19 protein-coding genes are annotated in these 20,521 nt (G+C 62.4%); 10 read left to right on the top strand and 9 right to left on the bottom strand.

Features of this window, described 5'->3' with window-relative positions; translation table 11 throughout:
- Positions 1-332: 332 nt before the first annotated feature.
- From ACSQ3F_RS03505 to ACSQ3F_RS03495, 3 genes are read right to left on the bottom strand one after another with little or no spacing between them, the layout of a single operon-like run.
- On the bottom strand, positions 333-2,546 hold the full coding sequence (locus ACSQ3F_RS03505; RefSeq protein WP_436098949.1) for an FAD-dependent oxidoreductase: 2,214 nt from the start codon (positions 2,544-2,546) through the stop codon (positions 333-335).
- Between the two features lie 19 nt (positions 2,547-2,565).
- Positions 2,566-2,943 (bottom strand): cupin domain-containing protein, encoded by a 378-nt coding sequence (locus ACSQ3F_RS03500; RefSeq protein ID WP_436098948.1) that lies wholly within the window; start codon positions 2,941-2,943, stop codon positions 2,566-2,568.
- Positions 2,944-2,947: 4 nt separating this feature from the next.
- Positions 2,948-4,156 carry an acetyl-CoA C-acetyltransferase gene (locus ACSQ3F_RS03495; RefSeq protein ID WP_436098947.1) on the bottom strand — a complete coding sequence of 403 codons (1,209 nt, stop codon included), beginning with the start codon at positions 4,154-4,156 and terminating at the stop codon, positions 2,948-2,950.
- A 337-nt stretch (positions 4,157-4,493) separates the two neighbouring features.
- Here ACSQ3F_RS03495 and ACSQ3F_RS03490 point away from each other — a divergent pair, with 337 nt between their 5' ends.
- Positions 4,494-5,432 (top strand): IS110 family transposase, encoded by a 939-nt coding sequence (locus ACSQ3F_RS03490; RefSeq protein ID WP_436098946.1) that lies wholly within the window; start codon positions 4,494-4,496, stop codon positions 5,430-5,432.
- A gap of 70 nt (positions 5,433-5,502) precedes the next feature.
- Here ACSQ3F_RS03490 and ACSQ3F_RS03485 read toward each other — a convergent pair whose 3' ends face one another.
- The gene (locus tag ACSQ3F_RS03485) at positions 5,503-7,299 is read right to left on the bottom strand and encodes an acyl-CoA dehydrogenase C-terminal domain-containing protein (RefSeq protein WP_436098945.1); all 1,797 of its coding nucleotides are present in this window, start codon (positions 7,297-7,299) and stop codon (positions 5,503-5,505) included.
- 111 nt (positions 7,300-7,410) lie between these two features.
- Here ACSQ3F_RS03485 and ACSQ3F_RS03480 point away from each other — a divergent pair, with 111 nt between their 5' ends.
- From ACSQ3F_RS03480 to ACSQ3F_RS03445, 8 genes are all read left to right on the top strand, one after another.
- A complete protein-coding gene (locus tag ACSQ3F_RS03480; protein ID WP_436098944.1) occupies positions 7,411-7,668 on the top strand; it encodes a hypothetical protein in 258 nt (85 codons plus the stop codon).
- Positions 7,669-7,710: 42 nt separating this feature from the next.
- A complete protein-coding gene (locus ACSQ3F_RS03475; protein WP_436098943.1) occupies positions 7,711-11,688 on the top strand; it encodes a peptidoglycan-binding protein in 3,978 nt (1,325 codons plus the stop codon).
- 301 nt (positions 11,689-11,989) lie between these two features.
- Positions 11,990-12,916 carry a sulfite exporter TauE/SafE family protein gene (locus tag ACSQ3F_RS03470; RefSeq protein WP_436098942.1) on the top strand — a complete coding sequence of 309 codons (927 nt, stop codon included), beginning with the start codon at positions 11,990-11,992 and terminating at the stop codon, positions 12,914-12,916.
- Positions 12,916-13,704 (top strand): TIGR02186 family protein, encoded by a 789-nt coding sequence (locus ACSQ3F_RS03465; protein WP_436098941.1) that lies wholly within the window; start codon positions 12,916-12,918, stop codon positions 13,702-13,704. The genes ACSQ3F_RS03470 and ACSQ3F_RS03465 overlap by 1 nt, the downstream gene beginning before the upstream one ends.
- Before the next feature lie 96 nt (positions 13,705-13,800).
- Positions 13,801-14,037, top strand: a complete 237-nt coding sequence (locus tag ACSQ3F_RS03460) for an Lrp/AsnC ligand binding domain-containing protein (RefSeq protein ID WP_349437134.1) — start codon at positions 13,801-13,803, stop codon at positions 14,035-14,037.
- Positions 14,038-14,305: 268 nt separating this feature from the next.
- The gene (locus tag ACSQ3F_RS03455) at positions 14,306-14,869 is read left to right on the top strand and encodes a dihydrofolate reductase family protein (protein ID WP_436098940.1); all 564 of its coding nucleotides are present in this window, start codon (positions 14,306-14,308) and stop codon (positions 14,867-14,869) included.
- Between the two features lie 74 nt (positions 14,870-14,943).
- A complete protein-coding gene (locus tag ACSQ3F_RS03450; protein ID WP_436098939.1) occupies positions 14,944-15,195 on the top strand; it encodes a type II toxin-antitoxin system Phd/YefM family antitoxin in 252 nt (83 codons plus the stop codon).
- Positions 15,192-15,635, top strand: coding sequence for a type II toxin-antitoxin system VapC family toxin (locus ACSQ3F_RS03445; RefSeq protein WP_436098938.1), 444 nt, complete (start codon positions 15,192-15,194; stop codon positions 15,633-15,635). Before ACSQ3F_RS03450 ends, ACSQ3F_RS03445 begins: the two co-directional genes overlap by 4 nt.
- 16 nt (positions 15,636-15,651) lie before the next feature.
- Here ACSQ3F_RS03445 and ACSQ3F_RS03440 read toward each other — a convergent pair whose 3' ends face one another.
- From ACSQ3F_RS03440 to ACSQ3F_RS03425, 4 genes are all read right to left on the bottom strand, one after another.
- The gene (locus ACSQ3F_RS03440; RefSeq protein ID WP_436098937.1) at positions 15,652-15,963 is read right to left on the bottom strand and encodes a type II toxin-antitoxin system RelE/ParE family toxin; all 312 of its coding nucleotides are present in this window, start codon (positions 15,961-15,963) and stop codon (positions 15,652-15,654) included.
- Positions 15,964-15,966: 3 nt separating this feature from the next.
- The gene (locus ACSQ3F_RS03435; protein ID WP_436098936.1) at positions 15,967-16,233 is read right to left on the bottom strand and encodes a type II toxin-antitoxin system ParD family antitoxin; all 267 of its coding nucleotides are present in this window, start codon (positions 16,231-16,233) and stop codon (positions 15,967-15,969) included.
- 76 nt (positions 16,234-16,309) lie between these two features.
- Positions 16,310-17,035: a ligase-associated DNA damage response endonuclease PdeM gene (gene pdeM, locus ACSQ3F_RS03430; protein WP_436098935.1), complete on the bottom strand. Its 726-nt coding sequence runs from the start codon at positions 17,033-17,035 to the stop codon at positions 16,310-16,312.
- Between the two features lie 23 nt (positions 17,036-17,058).
- A complete protein-coding gene (locus ACSQ3F_RS03425; RefSeq protein ID WP_436098934.1) occupies positions 17,059-19,587 on the bottom strand; it encodes a ligase-associated DNA damage response DEXH box helicase in 2,529 nt (842 codons plus the stop codon).
- Positions 19,588-19,765: 178 nt separating this feature from the next.
- On the opposite strand from ACSQ3F_RS03425, the gene ACSQ3F_RS03420 reads away from it, so the two are divergent.
- Positions 19,766-19,960, top strand: a complete 195-nt coding sequence (locus ACSQ3F_RS03420) for a hypothetical protein (protein WP_436098933.1) — start codon at positions 19,766-19,768, stop codon at positions 19,958-19,960.
- A gap of 63 nt (positions 19,961-20,023) precedes the next feature.
- Here ACSQ3F_RS03420 and ACSQ3F_RS03415 read toward each other — a convergent pair whose 3' ends face one another.
- The gene (locus ACSQ3F_RS03415; RefSeq protein ID WP_436098932.1) at positions 20,024-20,425 is read right to left on the bottom strand and encodes a VOC family protein; all 402 of its coding nucleotides are present in this window, start codon (positions 20,423-20,425) and stop codon (positions 20,024-20,026) included.
- Positions 20,426-20,521: the final 96 nt, after the last annotated feature.

The following is a 20,521-nucleotide window of genomic DNA, read 5'->3' as shown; positions in this document are numbered from 1 at the left end:
GATAAGCTTCGATTCAGGCGTTTGTGGGCCCTTCACGTGTGGGTGGGGCCGGGGCGCGGCGTCTTTCACGCTCCGTCATCCCTGTGCTTGTCACAGGGATCCAGCCACCGCGCGTCCGCGCGGTGAGGGAACTGTTCCACGTCAGACGAAGAGAGTCTTTCGCGCCGCAGACGCGGCGCTGCTGGATTCCTGTGACAAGCACAGGAATGACGGAGGAGGGGAAACACCGCTAGAAGTTCGGCAAACCCATGGCGTTGGGTGCGAAAACAGACGTCCCGATGTTAAAACAGGCCCCGAAGGGCCTGTATCGTCATTCATACTATCGATAATCCTCACGCAGCCTTCGCCGCCCCCCCATACGGATCAAACCGCCCGTAAAACGTCTCGCCCTTGCCCGCCATGTCCTTGAGCAGCGGCGTCGGCTGGAAGTGTTCGCCGTAGCTGGCTGCCAGCTTTTCGCAGAGCGCCACGAACGCCTTCACGCCCATGCCGTCGATATAGGAGAGCGTGCCGCCGGTATAGGGGGCGAAGCCGAAGCCGAGGATGGAGCCGACGTCGGCTTCGCGGGGGTCGGTGACGATGCCTTCTTCTAGTGCGCGGGCGGCTTCGAGCGCGATGGTGACGAGGAAGCGCTGCTTGATCGTTTCGACGTCGAAGTCTTCCGCCGGCTTCTGCTCGTAGAGGTCCTTGAGGCCCGGCCAGAGCGACTTCTTGGCCGGTTTGGCCGGATAGTCGTAAAAACCCTTGCCGTTCTTGCGGCCGCGCCGGTCGAGATCGTCGACCAGCTTGTTGATCAGCGCCATGTGGCGGGGATCGACCGAGCTCGGCCCAAGATCAGCGATCGAGGCTTTCAGGATTTTCTGGCTGAGGTCGATCGCCACTTCGTCGTTGAGTGACAGCGGGCCGACCGGCATGCCGGCCATCTTGGCGACGTTCTCGATCATCGCTGCCGGCACGCCCTCGATCAGCATGTCATAGGCTTCGTGGATATAGCGGAAGACGCAGCGGTTGACGTAGAAACCGCGCGTGTCGTTGACGACGATCGGCGTCTTCTTGATCGCGGCGACGAAATCGAGCGCTGTGGCCAGCGCCTTGTCGCCGGTTTCCTTGCCGAGGATGACCTCCGTCAGCATCATCTTCTCGACCGGCGAGAAGAAGTGGATGCCGATGAACTGGGCCGGGCGCTTCGAGTTTTTGGCAAGACCGGTGATCGGCAGGGTCGAGGTGTTGGAGGCGAAGATGGCGTCCTGCGCCAGCACCGCCTCGACCTTCTCGATCACGTCTTTCTTCACCTGGCGGTCCTCGAACACCGCCTCGACGACGAGCTTGACTTGCCTGAGGTCGTTGTAATCGGCGGACGGGGTGATGCGGGCAAGAAGGGCGGTTGCCTCGTCCTGCGTCAGTCGTCCCTTACCGATCGAATCCTTGACCAGACCTTCGGAATGCGCCTTGCCCTTCTCGGCGGTTTCCATGTCGCGGTCGATCAGGGTCACCTCGATGCCGGCGGCGGCGGCGACATAGGCGATCGAGGCGCCCATGAAGCCGGCGCCGACGACGCCGATCTGCTTGAGCTCGGATTTGGGAATGCCGGCCGGGCGGCGGGCGCCCTTGCCGAGTTCCTGCATCGAGATGAACAGCGAGCGGATCATCGAGAAGGCCTCGGTGGTCTGCAGGATCTCGGTGAAATAGCGCTGCTCGATCTTCAGGCCCGTATCGAAGGGAACCTGCAGGCCTTCATAGACGCATTTCAGGATGGCAAGACCGCCCGGATAGTTGCCGGCGGTTTCGCGGCGGAGAATTGCAGAGGCGGCCGGCCAGAGCTGGGCTGCCGCCGGCGTCCAGATGCCGCCGCCGGGCACCTTGTAGCCCTTTTCGTCCCAGGGCTGGACGGGCTTCAGGCCGTTCTTGATCATCGCCTTCGCGGCATTGATCAGCTCGGCGGGCTCGACCACCTCGTGGATGAGGCCCATGGCCTTGGCGCGCTGGGGGGTGAGCGAGGAGCCCGTCGTCATCATCTGCAGGGCATCCTGCGCATTGGTCAGCCGCGGCACACGCTGCGTGCCGCCGGCACCGGGGAAGATGCCGACCTTGACTTCGGGCAGGGCGATCTTGACGGATTTCGAATTGGCGGCGACGCGGCCGTGGCATGCGAGAGACAGCTCGAAGGCGCCGCCCATGCAGGTGCCGTTGATGGCCGAGACCCAGGGTTTGCCTGAGGTCTCCAGCTTGCGGAACAGGCCGGTCATCTGCCCGGTCAGGTCGAACAGCTTTTGCGCGGCATTGTCGGGATCGAGCTTTTTCTGCTCCTGCTGGAAGGTGAACATGCCCTTGATCATCGACAGGTCGGCGCCGCCGGAGAAGGTGGACTTGCCGGAGGTGAAGACGACGCCCTTGACGGCTTCATCGGCGACGGTCTGGTCGACGATGGCGTCGAGTTCCTTCATGACATCGGCCGTGAAGACGTTCATCGACTTGTCCGGCATGTTCCAGGTGACGAGCGCTATGCCGTCTGCGTCGGTTTCGATGGTGAAATTGGTGTAGCTCATGGTCTCTCTCCCGGAGATGTCAGGCCGACAGGTGGCTGCGTTGCGCTTCGACGGTCTTGGTCTTGTCCGTAACGACGTCGCCTGTGTGTTTGGTTTCCGATGGCTCGAACAGGACGATCCAGCATTCCTCTGCGGCGACCGGATTATGCTCGACTCCCTTCGGCACGACATGGAAATCGCCTGCCTTGAGGTGGACGTTCGGCCGGTCGCGATACTCGATCGTCAGCTCGCCCTTCCAGATGAGGAACAATTCGTCCTCGTCGCGGTGCGAATGCCAGGTCAGGTGATCCTGCACCTTGGCGAGCTTGACGCTCTGGCCGTTGAGATCGGCGATGACGCGCGGCGACCAGTGGTCGCGGATCTCCGCAAATTCGGTTTCGATTGTTCCGGTGTTCATTGGGTCACACCCGTTCGATGATCGTCGCGGTGCCCATGCCCGCGCCGATGCAGAGCGTGACGAGCGCAGTCTCAAGGCCGCGGCGTTCCAGCTCGTCGAGCACGGTGCCGAGGATCATCGCGCCGGTGGCGCCGAGCGGATGGCCCATGGCGATGGCGCCGCCATTGACGTTGATCCTGTCGTGCGGGATATCGAAAGCCTGCATGTAGCGCAGGACGACGGCGGCAAAGGCTTCGTTGAGTTCGAACAGATCGATATCGGCGATCGACATGCCGGCGCGCTTCAGGAGCTTTTCGGTGACGTCGACCGGGCCGGTCAGCATCAGGGCCGGATCGGAGCCGATATTGGCAAACGCTTTTATACGGGCACGAGGTTTGAGACCCATGGATTCACCGCCGGCTTTCGAGCCGAGCAGGACGGCGGCCGAACCGTCGACGATGCCGGACGAATTGCCGGCGTGGTGGACGTAAGTGATCTTCTCGATTTCCGGATGTGCCTGTATGGCGACGGCCTCGAAGCCGCCCATCTCGCCGGGCATCTGGAAGGAGGGGTTAAGCTGGGCGAGGTTCTGCATCGTCGTCGTCGGACGCATGTGCTCGTCCTTGGCAAGGATGGTGATGCCGTTCTGGTCCTTCACCGGGATGACCGACTTGTCGAAATAGCCGTTGTCCCAGGAATGGCCGGCGCGCCTCTGGCTCTCGACGGCATAGGCATCGACGTCATCGCGGGAGAAGCCGTATTTGGTGGCGATCAGGTCGGCGGAGACACCCTGCGGCATGAAATAGCCGGGGAAGTTGACCGACGGATCCATGTACCAGGCACCGCCGGACATGCCCATGCCGACGCGCGACATCGACTCGACGCCACCGGCAATCACGATGTCGTCGGCGCCATAGGCGATCTTGCCGGCCGCGAAGTTGATGGCGTCGAGGCCCGAGGCGCAGAAGCGGGAGATCTGCACGCCGGGTGCCTTGTTGGAATAGCCGGCCTCGAAGGCGGCTGCCTTCGGGATCACGGCGCCCGCTTCGAACACCGGATCGACGCAGCCCATGATGATGTCGTCGACGGTGGACGTATCCAGCCCGTTGCGGTCGCGGATCGCCTGCAGCACCTTGGCGGCCAGCCGCGGCGTCGGCACCTCGTGCAGCGCCCCATCCTTCTTGCCCCGGCCGCGCGGCGTGCGCACGTGGTCGTAAACGAAGACTTCGGTCATAGTTTCTTCTCCCTAGCGGCTATTGGCCGTGAATGTCATGTTTTCCTCTTCTCCCCAGCGGGGAGAAGTGCCGAGCAACGCGAGGCGATGAGGGGGTCTCCGGCAAGGCCGGAGCCAGAAAAAGCCGCGCCTTCGGTGCCCCCTTGTATCTTCCCCGAAAGGATTTTGTGGGATGGAAGCGACTGAGCCTCGGGCCGGGTGGCCACCCGACCCGAGGCGTGCCGAAGTCGCCCGTTGCCCCTCCGGTTACAACCGTGGATGAGCCAGGGATCTTCGGCATCGTCACGTACGACCGAACAGTCGCTAGGTTCCAACCGCACGCACAAGGCAGGTTACCGTGAACAGGATCATTTGTGGAGTGGACGTTTCGAAGGACTGGCTGGATGCACACATCCGGCCGGCCGGGGTTTTCCAGCGCTTCGGCAACGATGCGGCCGGCATTGGAGCCCTTGCTGAGCTGTGTCGGGCGCATGGCGTGGTGCTTGTCGTCATGGAGGCGTCCGGCGGTTACGAGCGCACCGCCTTCCTGCTGTTGTGGGAACTGGGGATCGCCTGCGCGTTGGCCAATGCACGCAGTGTCCGCCACTTCGCCGAGGCAATGGGACGGATGGAAAAGACCGACAGGATCGATGCCGGCGTCATCGCCCATTACGCGGCGGTCAAGTCGATCACTCCGACGCCACCGCCCCAGGCCGCCCAGGTGCGGCTGTCGGCGCTGGTGGCGCGCCTTTCCCAGGTGACGGGCGATCTCGTTGTCCAGAAGCAGCGCCGGCATGCGGCGCGCGATGAGGAAAGCCGTGCAAGCCTCGACGAGGTCATCGCCCTTCTCCTGCGCCAGAGCCGCACGCTCGAAGGCGAGATCGCCTCGCTGATCGACGACGACCCGCTCTGGGCCCGCCTCGACGCCGCTTTCCGCTCGATCAAGGGCGTCGCTGCGCGCACCGTCGCCCGGCTGATGGCGCAACTGCCCGAGATCGGCCTGGTCTCCAACAAGGCGATCGCCAAGCTTGCGGGGCTGGCGCCGATCGCCAATGACAGTGGCAAGCGCACGGGGCACCGCCCCGTGCGCGGCGGACGCAGCGGCCCGCGCGGCATCCTCTTTCTCGTCGCACAAATCGCCGCCCGCTACGACCCGCATTTGTCCTCTTTCCAGCAAAGGTTGCAAAGCGCCGGCAAACCGAAAATGGTCATCCGCATCGCGCTGGCCCGAAAACTGCTCGTCATTCTCAATGCAAAAGCACGAGACGCGCGAAAGGAATTCGCAAGTGCAACTTGACAATCCAGATAGTCGCTCATCCGGCCCTTCGGGCCACCTTCTCCCCGCTGGGGAGAAGAGGCAAGCGCAATCAGAACGCTGCCGCATCCAGCGCCATCATGGTGTCGGCGCCTGCCTCGATGCGGGCGCGGCGCAGGGCGGTTTCCGGCATGATGCGTTCCATGAAGAATTTCGCGGTAACGAGTTTGTTCTTCAGGTAGGCTTCGCGGTCACCCGCACCCGCCGCCAGCTTTTCTTCCGCGGTCTTTGCCATCTTTGCCCACATGTAGCCGAGAACGACGAGGCCGAAGAGGTGCATGTAGTCGGTCGAGCCGGCACCGGCATTGTCGGGCTTGGCCATGGCGTTGCCCATGAACCACATGGTCGCAGCCTGCAGGTCGTTCAAGCCCTTCTTCAGGCCCTTGGTGTAGGTGACCAGCTTCTCGTCGGAACGGTTCTCCTCGCAGAAATCGCCGATTTCCTTGAACAAAGCAGTGATCGCTCGGCCGCCGTTCAGCGCCAGCTTGCGGCCGACGAGATCGAGTGCCTGGATGCCGTTGGCGCCTTCGTAGATCATGGCGATGCGGGCGTCGCGGACATACTGGCTCATGCCGTGCTCTTCGATATAGCCATGGCCACCGAAGAGCTGCTGCGCCATGACGGCGTGGTCGAAGCCCTTGTCGGTCAAGACGCCCTTGAGGATCGGCGTCATCAGGCCGAGGATGTCGTCGGCGGTCTGGCGGTCAGCGTCGTTGTCGCCGCGGTGGGCGATGTCGGACTTCAGAGCTGTCCAGAGCGTGAAGGCGCGGCCAGCCTCGTTGAAGGCCTTGATGGTCATCAAAACGCGGCGCACGTCGGGATGGACGATGATCGGGTCCGCCTTCTTGTCCGGTGCCTTGGCACCGGAGAGCGAGCGGCCCTGGATGCGGTCGCGGGCATAGTTGGCGGCGTTCTGGTAGGCGACTTCGGCGACCGACAGGCCCTGCAGGCCGACCCCGAGGCGGGCCTCGTTCATCATCACGAACATGGCGTTCAGGCCCTTGTTCTCCGCGCCGATGAGATAGCCCGTCGCCTCGTCATAGTTCATGACGCAGGTCGAATTGCCGTGGATGCCCATCTTGTGCTCGATCGCACCGCAGGAGACCGTGTTGCGGCCACCGACCGAGCCGTCGGCCTCGACATGGAACTTCGGCACGATGAACAGCGAGATGCCCTTCACCCCTTCCGGCGCGCCTTCGATGCGGGCGAGAACGAGGTGGATGATATTGTCCGACATGTCGTGTTCGCCGGCGGAGATGAAGATTTTCTGGCCGGAAATCCTGTAGGAACCGTCGCCTTGAGGCACTGCCTTGGTGCGAAGCAAGCCGAGATCGGTGCCGCAATGGGGTTCGGTGAGGTTCATGGTGCCGGTCCAGTCGCCTGCAACCATCTTCGGCAGGTAGGTCTGTTTCTGGGCATCGGTGCCGTGCACAAGGATCGCGGCGATCGCGCCCTGGGTGAGGCCCGGATACATGGTCAGCGCCATATTGGCCGAGGACATATATTCGCCGACGGCGGTGTGCAGCGTGTAGGGCAGGCCCTGGCCGCCGAATTCTTCCGGTACGGCAAGCCCGAGCCAGCCGCCTTCACGATAAAGATCGAACGCCTGCTTGAAGCCCTTCGGGGTCGTCACCGTCGCGTCGTCGTTGCGCTTGCAGCCTTCCTGATCGCCGGAGAGATTGACGGGGAACAGCACCTCCTCGGCCAGTTTCGCCGCCTCGCCGACGATCGCCTCGATCATGTCGGGCGTCGCATCGGCAAAGCCGGGCAGGTTGTTGTAGCGCTCGATGCCGAGAACGTCGTTCAGAATGAAAAGCGTGTCTTCTACCGGGGCCTTATAGCTGGGCATGTCTCGTGTTCCTCACCTTAACCATGTCACGGGGCAAGCCTCTCCTGGGCGCGCACCATGTCATTTTCAGCATGCTACAAAACTTTGACGTTTGCGTAAACGTCAAAATTGATGGAAGCGATAACTTTGCCGGTCGATCCTATCGATGGCCGGAATATGGATGTGCCGAAATCGCCGTTTGAAAGCCTCCCGCGATCAGCATGCGCCGAAATCGTTAAAAAATTTTCAGTCTGGTTAACGGCTTATTTACCACGTTTGCCGAAAGTGCGTGCTGAGATGGTCAAAGCTGCAACAGTTCTGTCTTCGCGTCGTTGCAGCTTTGTCCGGGTCGGTGCCGGAATGTCTGAAGGCGGGGAAATGCCTTTCTGAAGCCGGGATTCCGATCAAGGCCGATGAAAGAGGCGACGAACGATGAACGGATCGCGATCAAATTCCCCACGCCCTGACGCCCAGTCGTATGGCGACAGGTCGTCCCTTGACGCGCTGAACCGCACGATCGAAGGACTGGAAGCGCGCATCGAAGGATTGATGGGCACCGCGGCACGTGATCCACACAGCCGCGGCGCGGTCGAACGCGATATTCCCGCAACCCGTCCCGACCCGATCGCGGAAATCATGCAGCGCCAGCGCACGCTGACGGCAACCCGCGAGCGCGATAGTGTCGGCGAACGTGCGCAGCATCGGGCGGAGCCACGCGGCTATAACGAACGCCGTGAAGCACCTGCCCAGTTACAGGTCCCGCCGGGACGCGGTGTGCCGGTTTCGCCGCAATTCAGCGAAGGGCTGCGCAGCGAACCCTATCGCAACGAACAGGTCCGCCGGGAGCCGCTGCGCCACGAGCCGGTCCGTCAAGAATCTCAGCGCCTGGAACCCCAGCGTCAGGAAGTCCTGCGCCGGGAGCCCGTTCGCAACGACCCCCTGCGCTCGGAGCAATTCCGCAGCGAGCCGCAGCGTCCGGATCCGGCGATGGCCGAGATTGCCCAGGCGCTGGTCGGCCTGCGCCAGGAATTGAAGAAGGACATCGCCGACGGACTTTCCCGCGAAATGAGTGCGCTACGCAGCGAAATCCGTGGCATCACGGTCGACGCGGCGCAGGACCAGTCGATGGCCGGGGACATTCGCGGCGACCTGCAGAAGCTTTCCGACAGCATCAACCAGCTCGGGCGGCAGGCGTCGCCGTCGCAGGCCGACGCGCTCAAGGTCGAGTTTGACGAACTGCGCGCCATGATCGACGGCCTTGCCCGCGAAGACAGCGTGCGCCGCATGGAAAACCGCTGGACCGGCGTCGAAGACCGGATGAATGCCTTCGATTCGAACCGCGATGACGAACTGGTGGCGCTGGCCTACCGGCTCGACGAAATCAAATCGCAAATCGGCTCGATGAACAGCGGCCCGGCTTTGCATGCGCTGGAAGACAAGCTGGTTTCGGTTGCCCAGGCAATCGAGATGATCGGCCGCCATATGCAGCCGGACGACCGCCGCTTGACCGCGCAATTCGTCGATCTCGATGCGCGTCTCGATGAAATCAGCCGTGCCATCGCTGCGAGCGGCCGCACCGCCACTCCCGACAGCGCCGGCGTGAACCGCGTCGAGGGCCGCCTCGCTGACCTTTCGCGGCAGATCGACAGTCTGCAGCGCCCGTCCGACAATGGTCTCGGTGCCCGCATCGAGGCGCTCGCCGCCCGCGTCGAGGAACTGGCGAACGAGGAAGCCGCCGTGCGCCTTGAAGAGCGGTTGGATCAGCTATCGCTGATGCTGGAGCGCTCGCAGAAGGTTGCTGCCCAGCCGGATCTGACAGGCTATCTCTCCGATATCTCCCGCAAGATCGATGCGCTCGACCAGGGTTCCGTCAATGACGCGCTCGCCGAGCGTCTCGACGATCTCGCCCGCCGGATCGACCAGCTGGATATGCCATCGGCCGCCTATGCCGGCGACGACCGTTTCGCCCGGCTCGAAGGCCAGCTGTCGGATATCGCCATCCGTCTCGAAGAAACCCATGCGGCTCCTTACGACGACAGCGAGATCCTGCGCAGCCTGCAGGATCAGATCGCCAACCTGTCGAGCCTCGTCAGCCAGCCGCGCGAGGCGAGCTCAGGCGCCGTTCCGGCCGAATTCGAAGGCCGGATGAGCGCGCTCGAGGACTATCTGGCGACCAGTGACGAATATATCATCGAGGCGGCCCGCCAGGCCGCCGAGGCGGTGATGGAGGCCTACGCCAGGAACGGTGCTGCACACACGGCCTCCGGCGGAGCGGACATGGCGGCGATCTCGGCGCTTGCTGACGATCTCAAGGTTCTCGAAGAGCTGAGCCGCTCGAGCGAGGAGCGCACCGCGCGCACCTTCGACGCCCTGCATGAGACGCTGGTTCATATCGCCGAGAAGCTCGAGCGGTTGGAAGAACTCGGCTTCGAGCGCGAGGAAGCCCCGCGCACCTTTGGCACGCGCGGGCAGGACAGCCAGCCGCACATGCCGAAGGCGGCGCAACCGGCTTTCGAGATGGAGGACGAGCCCTTCGCCGAGGCTGATTTCGGACGCCGCTACGAGGAACTGAAGCGCGACATGTATGGGCTCGCAGCTGAGGCCGATCCGGCGTTGGCATCGCGTGATGAGATTGCGGAAGCGGTTCAGTTCGTTTCCGAACCGGCCAGCGTGTATCAGGACGATGTGAAGACGGCGGCAGCGCCGGCCGTCAAGACCGGCCTTCTCGCCGGTCTGACCAAGCGGTTCTCCGGCAAGCGCAGTGAACCAGCGCGCGCCGTGGATCGTCAGGTGGTCGATCCGGCGCCGTCGATCGACGCATCGGAGGCCATCGAACCAGAAGTGGCCAACCAATTGCTGGAGCCCGGCTCCGGCGTGCCGGACGTCAAGAAGATCCTGGAGCGCGTGCGGGCCGCGCAGACCGACCGCAATGCGCCGCCGAGCGAAGCGGACAAGGCGGATTTCATCGCCGCCGCGAGACGCGCCGCCCAGCTCGCCGCCGAAGAAGCCGATACGCTGAGCCGCGGCAAGAGCGGTGCGGCCGCATCTCCTATTGGCGGTGCCTTTGCCCGCCATCGCCGCCCCATCCTGATGGCGGTCGGTGCCGTGCTTCTGGCGATCATGTCCTATCCGCTGGTCAGCACGCTGATCCGCGGCGACCGGGCGGCCGTCGAAGCGCCCGTTGCTGCCATCGAGCAGCCGCTGACCAGCGAAACGCCGGAAACTGCCGATATTGCCGCGGCGACGGAGGCCGGCGACAACGACATCGAGCCGCTGAGCACGCTGCAGCCGCAGCTGGAAGAAAGCCCGGAAGAAGCAAAGGTCGACCAACCTATAGCCGCCGAGCCGCGGACGGTGCAGCCGGAAACCGCTGTGACGGAGGCGAAGCTGCCCGAGGCGATGGAGGCAAAACCGGAAACGGTGACTGGCGCGGCGCAGAAGCTTTCACCCGTGGCCACGGTGACGCCCACCGACACGGCCACCGGGTTGGGCGGTGCAATGGTCGAGGTGGCCCAGACTGAAACGCTGACGCCCCCCGCCGGCACCGGCACGGCGATCGTCGTTCCCGCCGAGATCAAGCCGGAAGCTCTGGTCGAAGCCGCCAGGAAGGGCGATCCGCTGGCGCTGTTCGAGGTCGGCGCTGTCTACACCGAGGGGCGCGGCGTCAAGACCGATCTTGCCGAGGCTGCGAAGTGGTATCAGCGCGCTGCCGACGCAGGCGTCGTTCCGGCCGAATACCGGCTGGCGAGCCTCTATGAAAAGGGCACCGGCGTTGCCCGCGACCTGAACAAGGCGCGCACGCTCTACCAGCAGGCTGCCGAAAAGGGCAATGCCAGCGCCATGCACAATCTCGCGGTCATGCTGGCAAGCGGCGGAGATTCGGCTCCGGATTTTGCCGGCGCGGGAAAATGGTTCGCCATGGCGGCCGATCGTGGCATCCGTGACAGCCAGTTCAACCTCGCCATCCTCTACGCGCGCGGCAACGGCGTGAAACAGGACCTGGAACAGTCCTACAAGTGGTTCGCCGTTGCCGCCCGCGACGGAGACGCCGATGCCGGCCAGAAACGTGACGAGGTGGCCAAGGCCCTGAGTGCGGAACAGCTGACGAGTGCCAAGGCGAAATTCGAGACCTGGAAGCTGACGCCGCTCGACGCCGAGGCCAATTCGGTCGATGTGCCCGACACCTGGGTCGGCAAGGGTGTGAAGACCGCTTCGATCGACATGAAGAAGGCGCTGCGCAACATCCAGGCCATCCTCAACAACAACGGCTTCGATGCCGGCAAGCCGGACGGCGAGATGGGCAAGAAGACCATCGCTGCCATCAAGGCCTTCCAGAAATCGCTCGGCCAGGAACCGACCGGTGAGATCACCGATGCGCTGGTCAAGGAACTCCTGAAGCGAAATGGCTAAGGCGCCTCCGTGTCCATTCGGACACAGAGGCATCGCTTTGACCGGCTAAGTTTCAGAACGGCGTCTGCGGCCGCAATAATGCCGCAGACCAGCCGGACAAGGACGGATGCCACGAGTTAGGCTCAACCTTGCAAAAGGTTGACAGGCGTAACCCCGGGGCGCATGACGGAACGACGTTGAATTCGCAATTTCGAATTGGTTTTCAGACCTGTTCCATTCCAAATTTCCCGTGGTGAATCACTTGCCACTCTGACGTTTTCGCCCGCCCTGCGGGCTATTGGCATATTTAGAGGTCCTGGCCGTGACGGTGTATCTGCCCATTGCAGAGTTGTCGGTGAACATTCTGATCATTCTCGGCATGGGGGCTGCCGTCGGCTTTCTGTCCGGCATGTTCGGCGTCGGCGGCGGCTTCCTGATCACGCCGCTCTTGATCTTCTACAATATCCCGCCCGTCGTCGCGGTCGCCACCGGCGCAAACCAGGTCGTCGCCTCCTCGATTTCCGGCGCCATCACCCATTTCCGGCGCGGCACCATCGACATCAAGCTCGGGACGGTGCTGCTCTGCGGTGGTCTGGCCGGCGCCACCCTCGGCATCTGGCTTTTCGCGCTTCTGAGACGCATAGGCCAGCTCGACCTTGTCATTTCGCTCGCCTACGTGATTCTGCTCGGCACGGTCGGCGCACTGATGTTGTGGGAAAGCATCATCGCCTTGCGCCGTGCGTCGAGAAACGAGACGGTGACGCTGCGTAAGCCGGGGCAACACAACTGGATCCACGGACTGCCGCTGAAGATGCGGTTCAAGAAATCGAAGATTTATCTCAGCGTCATCCCGGTCGCCACGCTCGGCTTCTGCATCGGCATCCTGACCTCGGTCATGGGTGTCGGCGGCGGGTTCATCATGGTGCCGGCGATGATCTATCTTTTGCGCATCCCGACCAGTGTCGTCGTCGGTACCTCGCTGTTCCAGATTGTCTTCGTTTCCGCCTATACGGTGATCGTCCAGGCGACCGCCAACTATACGGTCGATATCGTGCTCGCCTTCGTGCTGATGATCGCCGGCGTGATCGGCGCGCAATATGGCGTTCGCGTCGGCCAAAGGCTGCGCGGCGAGCAGCTCCGGGCGCTATTGGCGCTCCTGGTTCTGGCCGTCGGCATCCGCCTTGCCATTGAACTCATCATCCCGCCGAAGGAAATCTATTCGGTTGTTTCAGCGGGGCTCGGCTTCTGATGCGGATCCTCTCGCGAATTCTGTTGCTGGGTCTCATTTTCGCTGCGCCGGTCGTGGCGCGCGCCGAGCCGATGGACTTTACCGAGAAGCTCGACATCGGCATCTCGACCGACGAGATCTCGATCACCTCGGATTTCCGCGGCGCGGACCTGACGATTTTCGGCGCCATCGATGGCTTCGATACCAACCTCCTGGCACAGGCCAGGTACAACATCGTCGTGGCCCTCGAAGGACCGAAGGAAAACACCACGGTGCGCAAGAAGCAGCGCGTCTTCGGCATCTGGATCAACACCAATTCGATGACCTTCGAGCTGGTGCCGGAATCCTATTCGCTGTCGAGCACACGCGACATCGAGACGATCGCACCGCCCGGCGACATGAACAATATGGGCATTGGTGTCGCGCACATGCCGCTGACGCCGGTCGGTTATATCGGCGACGGCAGCAATCTCACCGAATTCCGCGACGCCTTCCGGCGCCTCAAGGAAACGACGGGCGTCTACCAGCGCGATCCAGGCGGCGTTCAGTTCATCAGCTCGAGCCTGTTCAAGGCCTCGGTGCGCCTGCCAGCCGACGTGCCGAACGGTGTTCACATCGTGCGTGCCTATCTCTTCCGCGATGGTGTTTTCGTTGCTGCCAAGGCGCTGCCGCTGCGCGTCGTCAAGACGGGCCTCGAACAGGCGATCACACGCGCAGCGCACGAATCGCCGCTTTTCTACGGCATTACCGCCGTGCTTCTCGCCGTCGTCACCGGCTGGCTGGCAAGCATCGTCTTCCGCCGCGATTGACACGGGTTTGCCGCAGCGGAAAAACAGGCTATTTCCATCGCGAGCCATCGAAAGGCCACAAGCAGGCCGATGAAAGGCCGATGAAAGGATTGTCCGATGAAGCCGATTTTCGTCCAGCTGCAATGCGCGCCTGGCAAGACCTACGAGGTTGCAGACGTGATCTACAAGAAGGAAATCGTCTCGGAGATGTATTCGACCAGCGGCGACTACGACCTGCTGATCAAGATCTACATCGAGGAAGGCGAGGACATCGGCAAGTTCATCAACGACAATATCGCCACCGTCCCCGGCATCAACCGGTCGCTGACGACGCTGACGTTCAACGCGTTCTAGCAGGCCGCACGATCCGGCCGCGCCTGGCGCGTCCTTTCCGGAGAGATCCGGAACTCAGCCATGCGATGTGGCTTTGCGAGACCCGCCGATAGCGCGAGGCCACACATAATTTTAGACATCTGCGTTACCGCACACCCGCTTTGAAACGCTCAAAACGGGTGTGCGTCCGCGTGGTCTGCCAGCAGAAAAACCGCTTGCATCTTACAATCGGATTTCTTACGGTAAAACCAGTTGCAAAACGAAATCTGTTATCGGAGGAGGAAGCGAGATGGGCAAGGTTGTCGTCTGGAATCTGATGTCGCTCGACGGCTATTTCGAAGGCGCAAAGAAGTGGGACCTGGATTTCCACATGCTTGTTTGGGGGCCGGAGCTGGAAGCGCTGAGCAAGGAACTCGGCGGCAAGGCCGAGGCGCTGGTTTTCGGCCGTGTGACCTATGAGGGCATGAAGGCCCACTGGACGACGACGGAGGACGAGATCGAGATCAAGACCTTTATGAACGCGCTGCCGAAGATCGTCGGCTCGCGCACCATGGAAACGGCGGACTGGAACAACAGCCGTGTCGTCAGCGACGTTGCCGCCGAACTCAAGCGGCTGAAACAGGCTTCGGACAAGAACATCTACATCTTCGGCAGTGCCGAACTGGTCGCCTCGCTTTTGCCGGATGACGTGATCGACGAGATCATGGTCTGCGTCGTGCCGGTTCTGCTCGGGCAGGGAACGCCGCTCTTCAAGCCCGCCGACCGGCAGAAGCCACTCAAGCTGCTTGAATCCCGGCCGCTACAGTCCGGTGGCGTTATTCTGCGGTATGAGATAGAGAACTCTGCGGGGTGAAAGGGGAAGACGCTCTATTGATCGTCCCAATGTGCTGATATAATGTGGTCATTAATGACTACAAGGAGGCGTAGGTGTCGACAGTCAGTCTGCGAGATGCAAAAGCCGGATTTTCGAACCTGGTGGATGAGGCGATCAAGGGGGAGTTCGTGACGATCACCCGGCACGGAAAACCGGTTGCCGCGCTCGTCAGCATCGAGGCCGCCGAAGCCGCTAAAAAGATCATGAAAAAGACCCGGCCGAATTTCGGCGAGTATCTCATGGCCTTTCCGGGCGGTGTTGAGCTGGAGCGCAATCCGTCGAAAATGAGAGATGCCGATCTGTGAGCGGCTATCTTCTGGATACCAACGTCGTTTCCAAATTTGCCCCGGGCAAACCGGCCCTGTCGGAAGACCTGAAGGAATGGATGCGTGTGCAGGGCGCGGCAGATGCGCTGTTTCTTTCTGCAATGACAATTGCCGAAATCGAGAAGGGGATCAGGAGCCTTCAACGTCGCGGCGCCACCGACAAATCGCATCTGCTTCGGCAATGGCTCGACGGGATTATTTCATCCTTTGACGACCGTATTCTACCGATGGATATCGCGGTCGCGCTGGCTGCTGGAGAAATCGAGGACGAGGCGATCGGACAAGGCCGGCATCCGGGGCTTGGCGACGTCATTATCGCCGCGACCGCCAAATCCTTTGATCTGACCGTGGTTACTGAAAACATGCGACATTTCGAGCCGCTTGGGGTAGAGGTGGAGCTTCCGGCAGGCCCCCGGTGAAGTCGCCTGCCTTCGGCTAAAACCGATCTTCAAACGTCTCGGCGGTAAAATTCCTGCCGCCATAGAATATGCCGAGGATGACGACAGCGTCGGCCTGCACGGTGAAGGCGATGCTCACGCTTCGCCGGTAGCCGATGATACGCAGCCCCGGCATGAACTCGACGCGCTCGGTGCCGCGTTCCGGGAAGTCAGATAACTCGGAACAGAATGCGCGAATGCCGGCGACGAAGGTCCATGCGGTTGCGGGACCAGCTCTTTCGGCCAATGTGTCGTAGAGTCCGTTGAGTTCTTCTTCGGCCTTTGGATGGAGGAGAACGCGGTAGCGCATAGCCTACTTTGTCTTCGCGACCCGTGCTTGATGCCGCGCCTCCAGCCGGGAAAACGCGTCCTCAAGAGAGACAGCATTTTCGGGATTCTGGTGGATATCCTCCAGCCGTGAGGGGATTTCCTCTCGCAGCCAACGCTCGCGTGCAGCTTCAAAATCTTCCAGCATCCGCAAGCCGGCCCGCACAACTTCGCTGGCGTTGTTGTAGCGGCCAGATTCGAGCTGCTTTTGAATGAAGCGCTCGTAGTGTTCGTTCAGCGCAAAGCTCGCCATCGCCGGTCTCGCAGAAAGGTAACAACTGTTAACAACAGTTAGCACATCAGGCGCGACCGCAGAAGAGCTTGCATTTCTACCCCAGCAAATTCGCGAACTTGACCGAGTAAATCCTGTCCCGCCCCAGCATGTGGGCGACGAGGCTCTGGTGGTCGAACAGGCCGCGCATAGCCTGGTGGCGCAGGTCGAGGCCGCCGGTGGTGACGCCGAAGGCGGGCATGATCAGGCGCTTGCCGTCGGTGGCGAAGCAGGCGCGGCGGACCCTTTTTTCGCGCCGGGTGACGGTTGCCGCCGGATGGAGATGGCCGGATATCTCGCCGGCCGCGGCGTCCTTAGCCGGTTCGTGGCGGAAGACAAGGCCGGCGTAGTGGAGTTCGTCGGCGGATGAGCCGGGCAGGCTGGTGGTTCCGTCCGGGTCATGGTTGCCGTTGATCCAGATCCATTCGCGGCCGCGTGCCATGGTCTCGATCATCTGGCGGAAAAGCTCCGGCATCAGGGCCGAGCCGACGCGATCGTGGAAATTGTCGCCGAGACTGATCACCATCTTCGGATTGTGGCGGCAGATGATGGCATCGAGAATGCGCAGCGTCGCCAGCGTATCATAGGGTGGCAGCAGCATGCCGCGGCGGGCAAAGGCCGAGCCTTTTTCCAGATGCAGGTCGGAGACCACGAGAATGTCGAGATCGGGCAGATAGAGGCCGCCGAGCGGATCGCAGACGGCCGCCACGCCGTTGATCACGGTGCGGGCAGACAGCGCCGGATTGTCCGGCAGGGCGGCGATGGCGTGGGCTATGCGGTGCATTTGGTTCCGGCTTAGAGTTGATTTCAATGCCCTACCACTACCTCGCCAAACAATTCGTCGGCAGCTTCGGCAAGCAGGAAATCCTGCGCTTCGCCGCCGACCGCCTCCTTGCCGATTTCGAGCATGACCGGAACGGCCAGCGGCGAAATCTGCGTCAGCGGGCGATGGGTGATGTGGCCCTTGATTCGTGACAGCATATCGCCAAGCCGCTCGATCTCCAAAAGCCCGGTCGATGCGTCGTTGCGGGTGGCCTCGAGCAGGATGTGGTCGGGCTCATGGCTGCGCAAGACGTCATAAATGAGGTCGGCCGACACCGTCACCTGCCGCCCGCTCTTTTCCTTGCCCGGATGGCGCTGGTCGATCAGTCCGGCGATGACCGCGCAATTGCGGAAGGTGCGTTTCAAGAGGAAGCTCTCATTGAGCCAGGCCTCCAGGTCGTCGCCGAGCATGTCCTCGTCGAACAGGTCCGCAAGCCTCGGGCGGTCGGTCTTGAACGCAACGCCCAGGTCCTCCAGGCCCCAGACGGCCAGCGAATAGTCGGTGGCGACGAAGCCGAGCGGCTTCAGCCCGGCGCGGTCGAGCCGCCGCGTCAAGAGCATGCCGAGCGTCTGATGGGCAAGCCGCCCCTCGAAGGCGTAGATCACCATGTAATGCCGGCTGCCGCGCGGAAAGGTCTCGATCAGCAGCTCGTCCTCCTTCGGCAGCATCGAAAAATCCTTCTGCAGGGACAGCCAGTCGCGCACCTGGTCCGGCAGGGTCGCATGGCGGGCGGGATCGGCCAGCATCTTGCGGACCTGCTGGGCGAGGTAGGTGGACAGCGGAAACTTGCCGCCGGCATAGGAGGGAACCTTGGGATCGAGCGTATAGCCCTGGCTGACGAGGCATTCGTTTTCGCGGATACCTTCGAAGCGCAGCACCTTGCCGGAAAACAGGAAGGTATCGCCCGGCGAGAGCATTTCGAGGAAATATTCCTCGACCTTGCCGAGCGGCATGCCACCGCGTCCGAGCGCGCCGCGGGCGTTGCGCTTGACCATGCGGACATTCAGCATCGGCGATTCGATGATCGTACCGACGTTGAGACGATATTGCTGGGCGATCAGCGGGTTGGAGACACGCCAGAGGCCTTCGGGCGTCTTGCGGATCTTGGCGTAGCGCTCGTAGGAGCGCAGCGCATAGCCGCCGGTCGCGACGAAATCGACGATGCGCTCGAAGGTCTCCCAGGTGAGATCGGCATAGGGCGAGGCGCTGGTGATTTCCGCGTAGAGCGCCAAGGGATCGAACGGGGCGGCGCAGGCCATGCCGAGCACATGCTGGGCGAGCACGTCGAGCGCGCCGCGGCCGACCGGCGGGGTGTCCTGCGCGCCGATATAATTGGCGTCAAGCGCTGCCTGGCACTCCATCACCTCGAAGCGGTTGGCCGGCACCAGGATGGCGCGGCTCGGCTCGTCCATGCGGTGGTTGGCGCGGCCGATGCGCTGGGCAAGACGCGAGGCGCCCTTCGGCGCGCCGACATGGATGACCATGTCGACATCGCCCCAGTCGATGCCGAGATCGAGCGTCGAGGTGGCGACGACGGCGCGCAGCCGGTTTTCCGACATCGCCGCCTCGACCCTGCGCCGCTGGGCGACGTCGAGCGAACCGTGATGAAGGGCGATCGGCAGATTATCGTCGTTGATCGTCCAGAGTTCCTGGAACACCCGCTCCGCCTGGCTGCGGGTGTTGACGAAGAGCAAAGTGGTCTTCTGTCCGCCGATCGCCCGGTAGATGTCGCCGATGGCATAGGCTGCGGAATGGCCGGCCCAGGGGACATGCTCCTCGGTGCGCAGAATCGAGATGTCCGGCCGCGCGCCGCCGGTCACGGTGATCAGCCCGGCATGATTGTTTTCGCCCGCTTTCTGGGGGCTAAGCCACCGCTGCAGGTCCATCGGTTCGGCGACGGTGGCAGAAAGGCCGATCGCCTGCAGGCCGGGCGCCAGTTTTCTGAGACGCGCAAGGCCGAGCGACAGGAGATGGCCGCGCTTGGAGGTGACGAGCGAGTGCAACTCGTCGAGCACCACATATTTCAGGTCCTTGAAGAAGCGCTCGGCCTCGCCATTGGCAAGCAGCAGCGCCACCTGCTCCGGCGTCGTCAGGAGAATATCCGGCGGGTTGAGCTTCTGGCGCTGGCGCTTGCCGGCTGGCGTGTCGCCGGTGCGGTTTTCGATGCGCACCGGCAGCCCCATCTCGCCGACCGGTTTCATCAGGTTGCGTTCGATATCGACGGCGAGCGCCTTCAAGGGCGAGATATAGAGCGTGTGGATGCCGGTGAAGGCCGAGTCCGGCGGGATTTTCCCGCGCCCTGTGAGCGAGACCAGCGAAGGGAGAAACCCGGCGAGCGTCTTGCCCGCCCCGGTCGGCGCGATCAGAAGCATGCTTTCGCCGCCCTCAACGCGGGAGAGAAGCTCCAGCTGATGCGCGCGCGGCTGCCAGCCCTTGTCCGCGAACCAGTGCAGAAAGGGCGGGGGAAGGGATAGCGAGGTTTCTGCGCGCGCGGCGGAATCGATCTGGTTCACGCGAACAAATGTAGATCAAACGGCGGGGATTTGAAGAGCGCGGTTTGCGCGGCCGCGCATTGCCGCGCGAGCCGGAGAATGATCGTGCCGCAATTGAGGAATCGCCGACCCGTAAGGGAACACTTCCTCTCTCTTCGCATTGGTACTATTCTTGCAAAAAATCAGGAAGGAGAGGGGTATGCCGTTGTCAGCACCTCGTGAAACCGTCATTCCACCCGACGAGCATATCCTGACCGTGCAGGAGGCACTCGAGCCGCTCTATCAGAAGCTCGAGCAGGAAGTGGAAACCAAGCTGGTGGAAGCTGCCGTCGATGCGGGGTGGTCTCCTTATGATGCGTTGAATGCCATCGACCAGCTGAAAAAGGCAGGATAGTTTGCGGCGACGCCAACGTCTGAAGGTCGGGCGGGACGCGCTCACACCGGTCCTTGCGATGGTTCACCGGCCATCCGTGAACTGCACGAGATCCCATAGGTTTCCGTATAAATCCTCGAACACCGCGACGATGCCGTATGGGGCTTGCTTCGGTTCGCGCGTAAATCGGATTCCCGCATTCACCATGGCGGCGTGATCTCGCCAGAAATCGTCAGTCTGCAGGAAGAGGAAGACCCGGCCGCCGGCCTGGTTGCCGATGGATGTCTCTTGATGATCCGAGGAAGCGCGTGCCAAAAGCAACGAGGTGCTGCCACTTCCCGGTGGCCGGACGACAACCCAGCGCTTATCCTGCTCTGGTTGATAGGTGTCCTCAACCAGTGAAAACCCCAATTTGTTGACGTAAAAGTCGATTGCTTCGTCGTAGTCGCGAACGACGATGGCGATAAGGGCGATACTTTGCTGCATTGGCGCCTCTGCTTGTCTGATAATAATATCAACGGTTGCAGAATTCAGGAATGAACGCCAGTCCACTTCGGACCAAAGGTGACTTTCGGCAAATCA

This window comes from Pararhizobium sp. LjRoot238 (assembly GCF_964252955.1).
GTDB lineage: Bacteria > Pseudomonadota > Alphaproteobacteria > Rhizobiales > Rhizobiaceae > Pararhizobium.
Note: the sequence above shows the minus strand (reverse complement) of the source record. Positions and strands in the feature narration are given on the sequence as shown.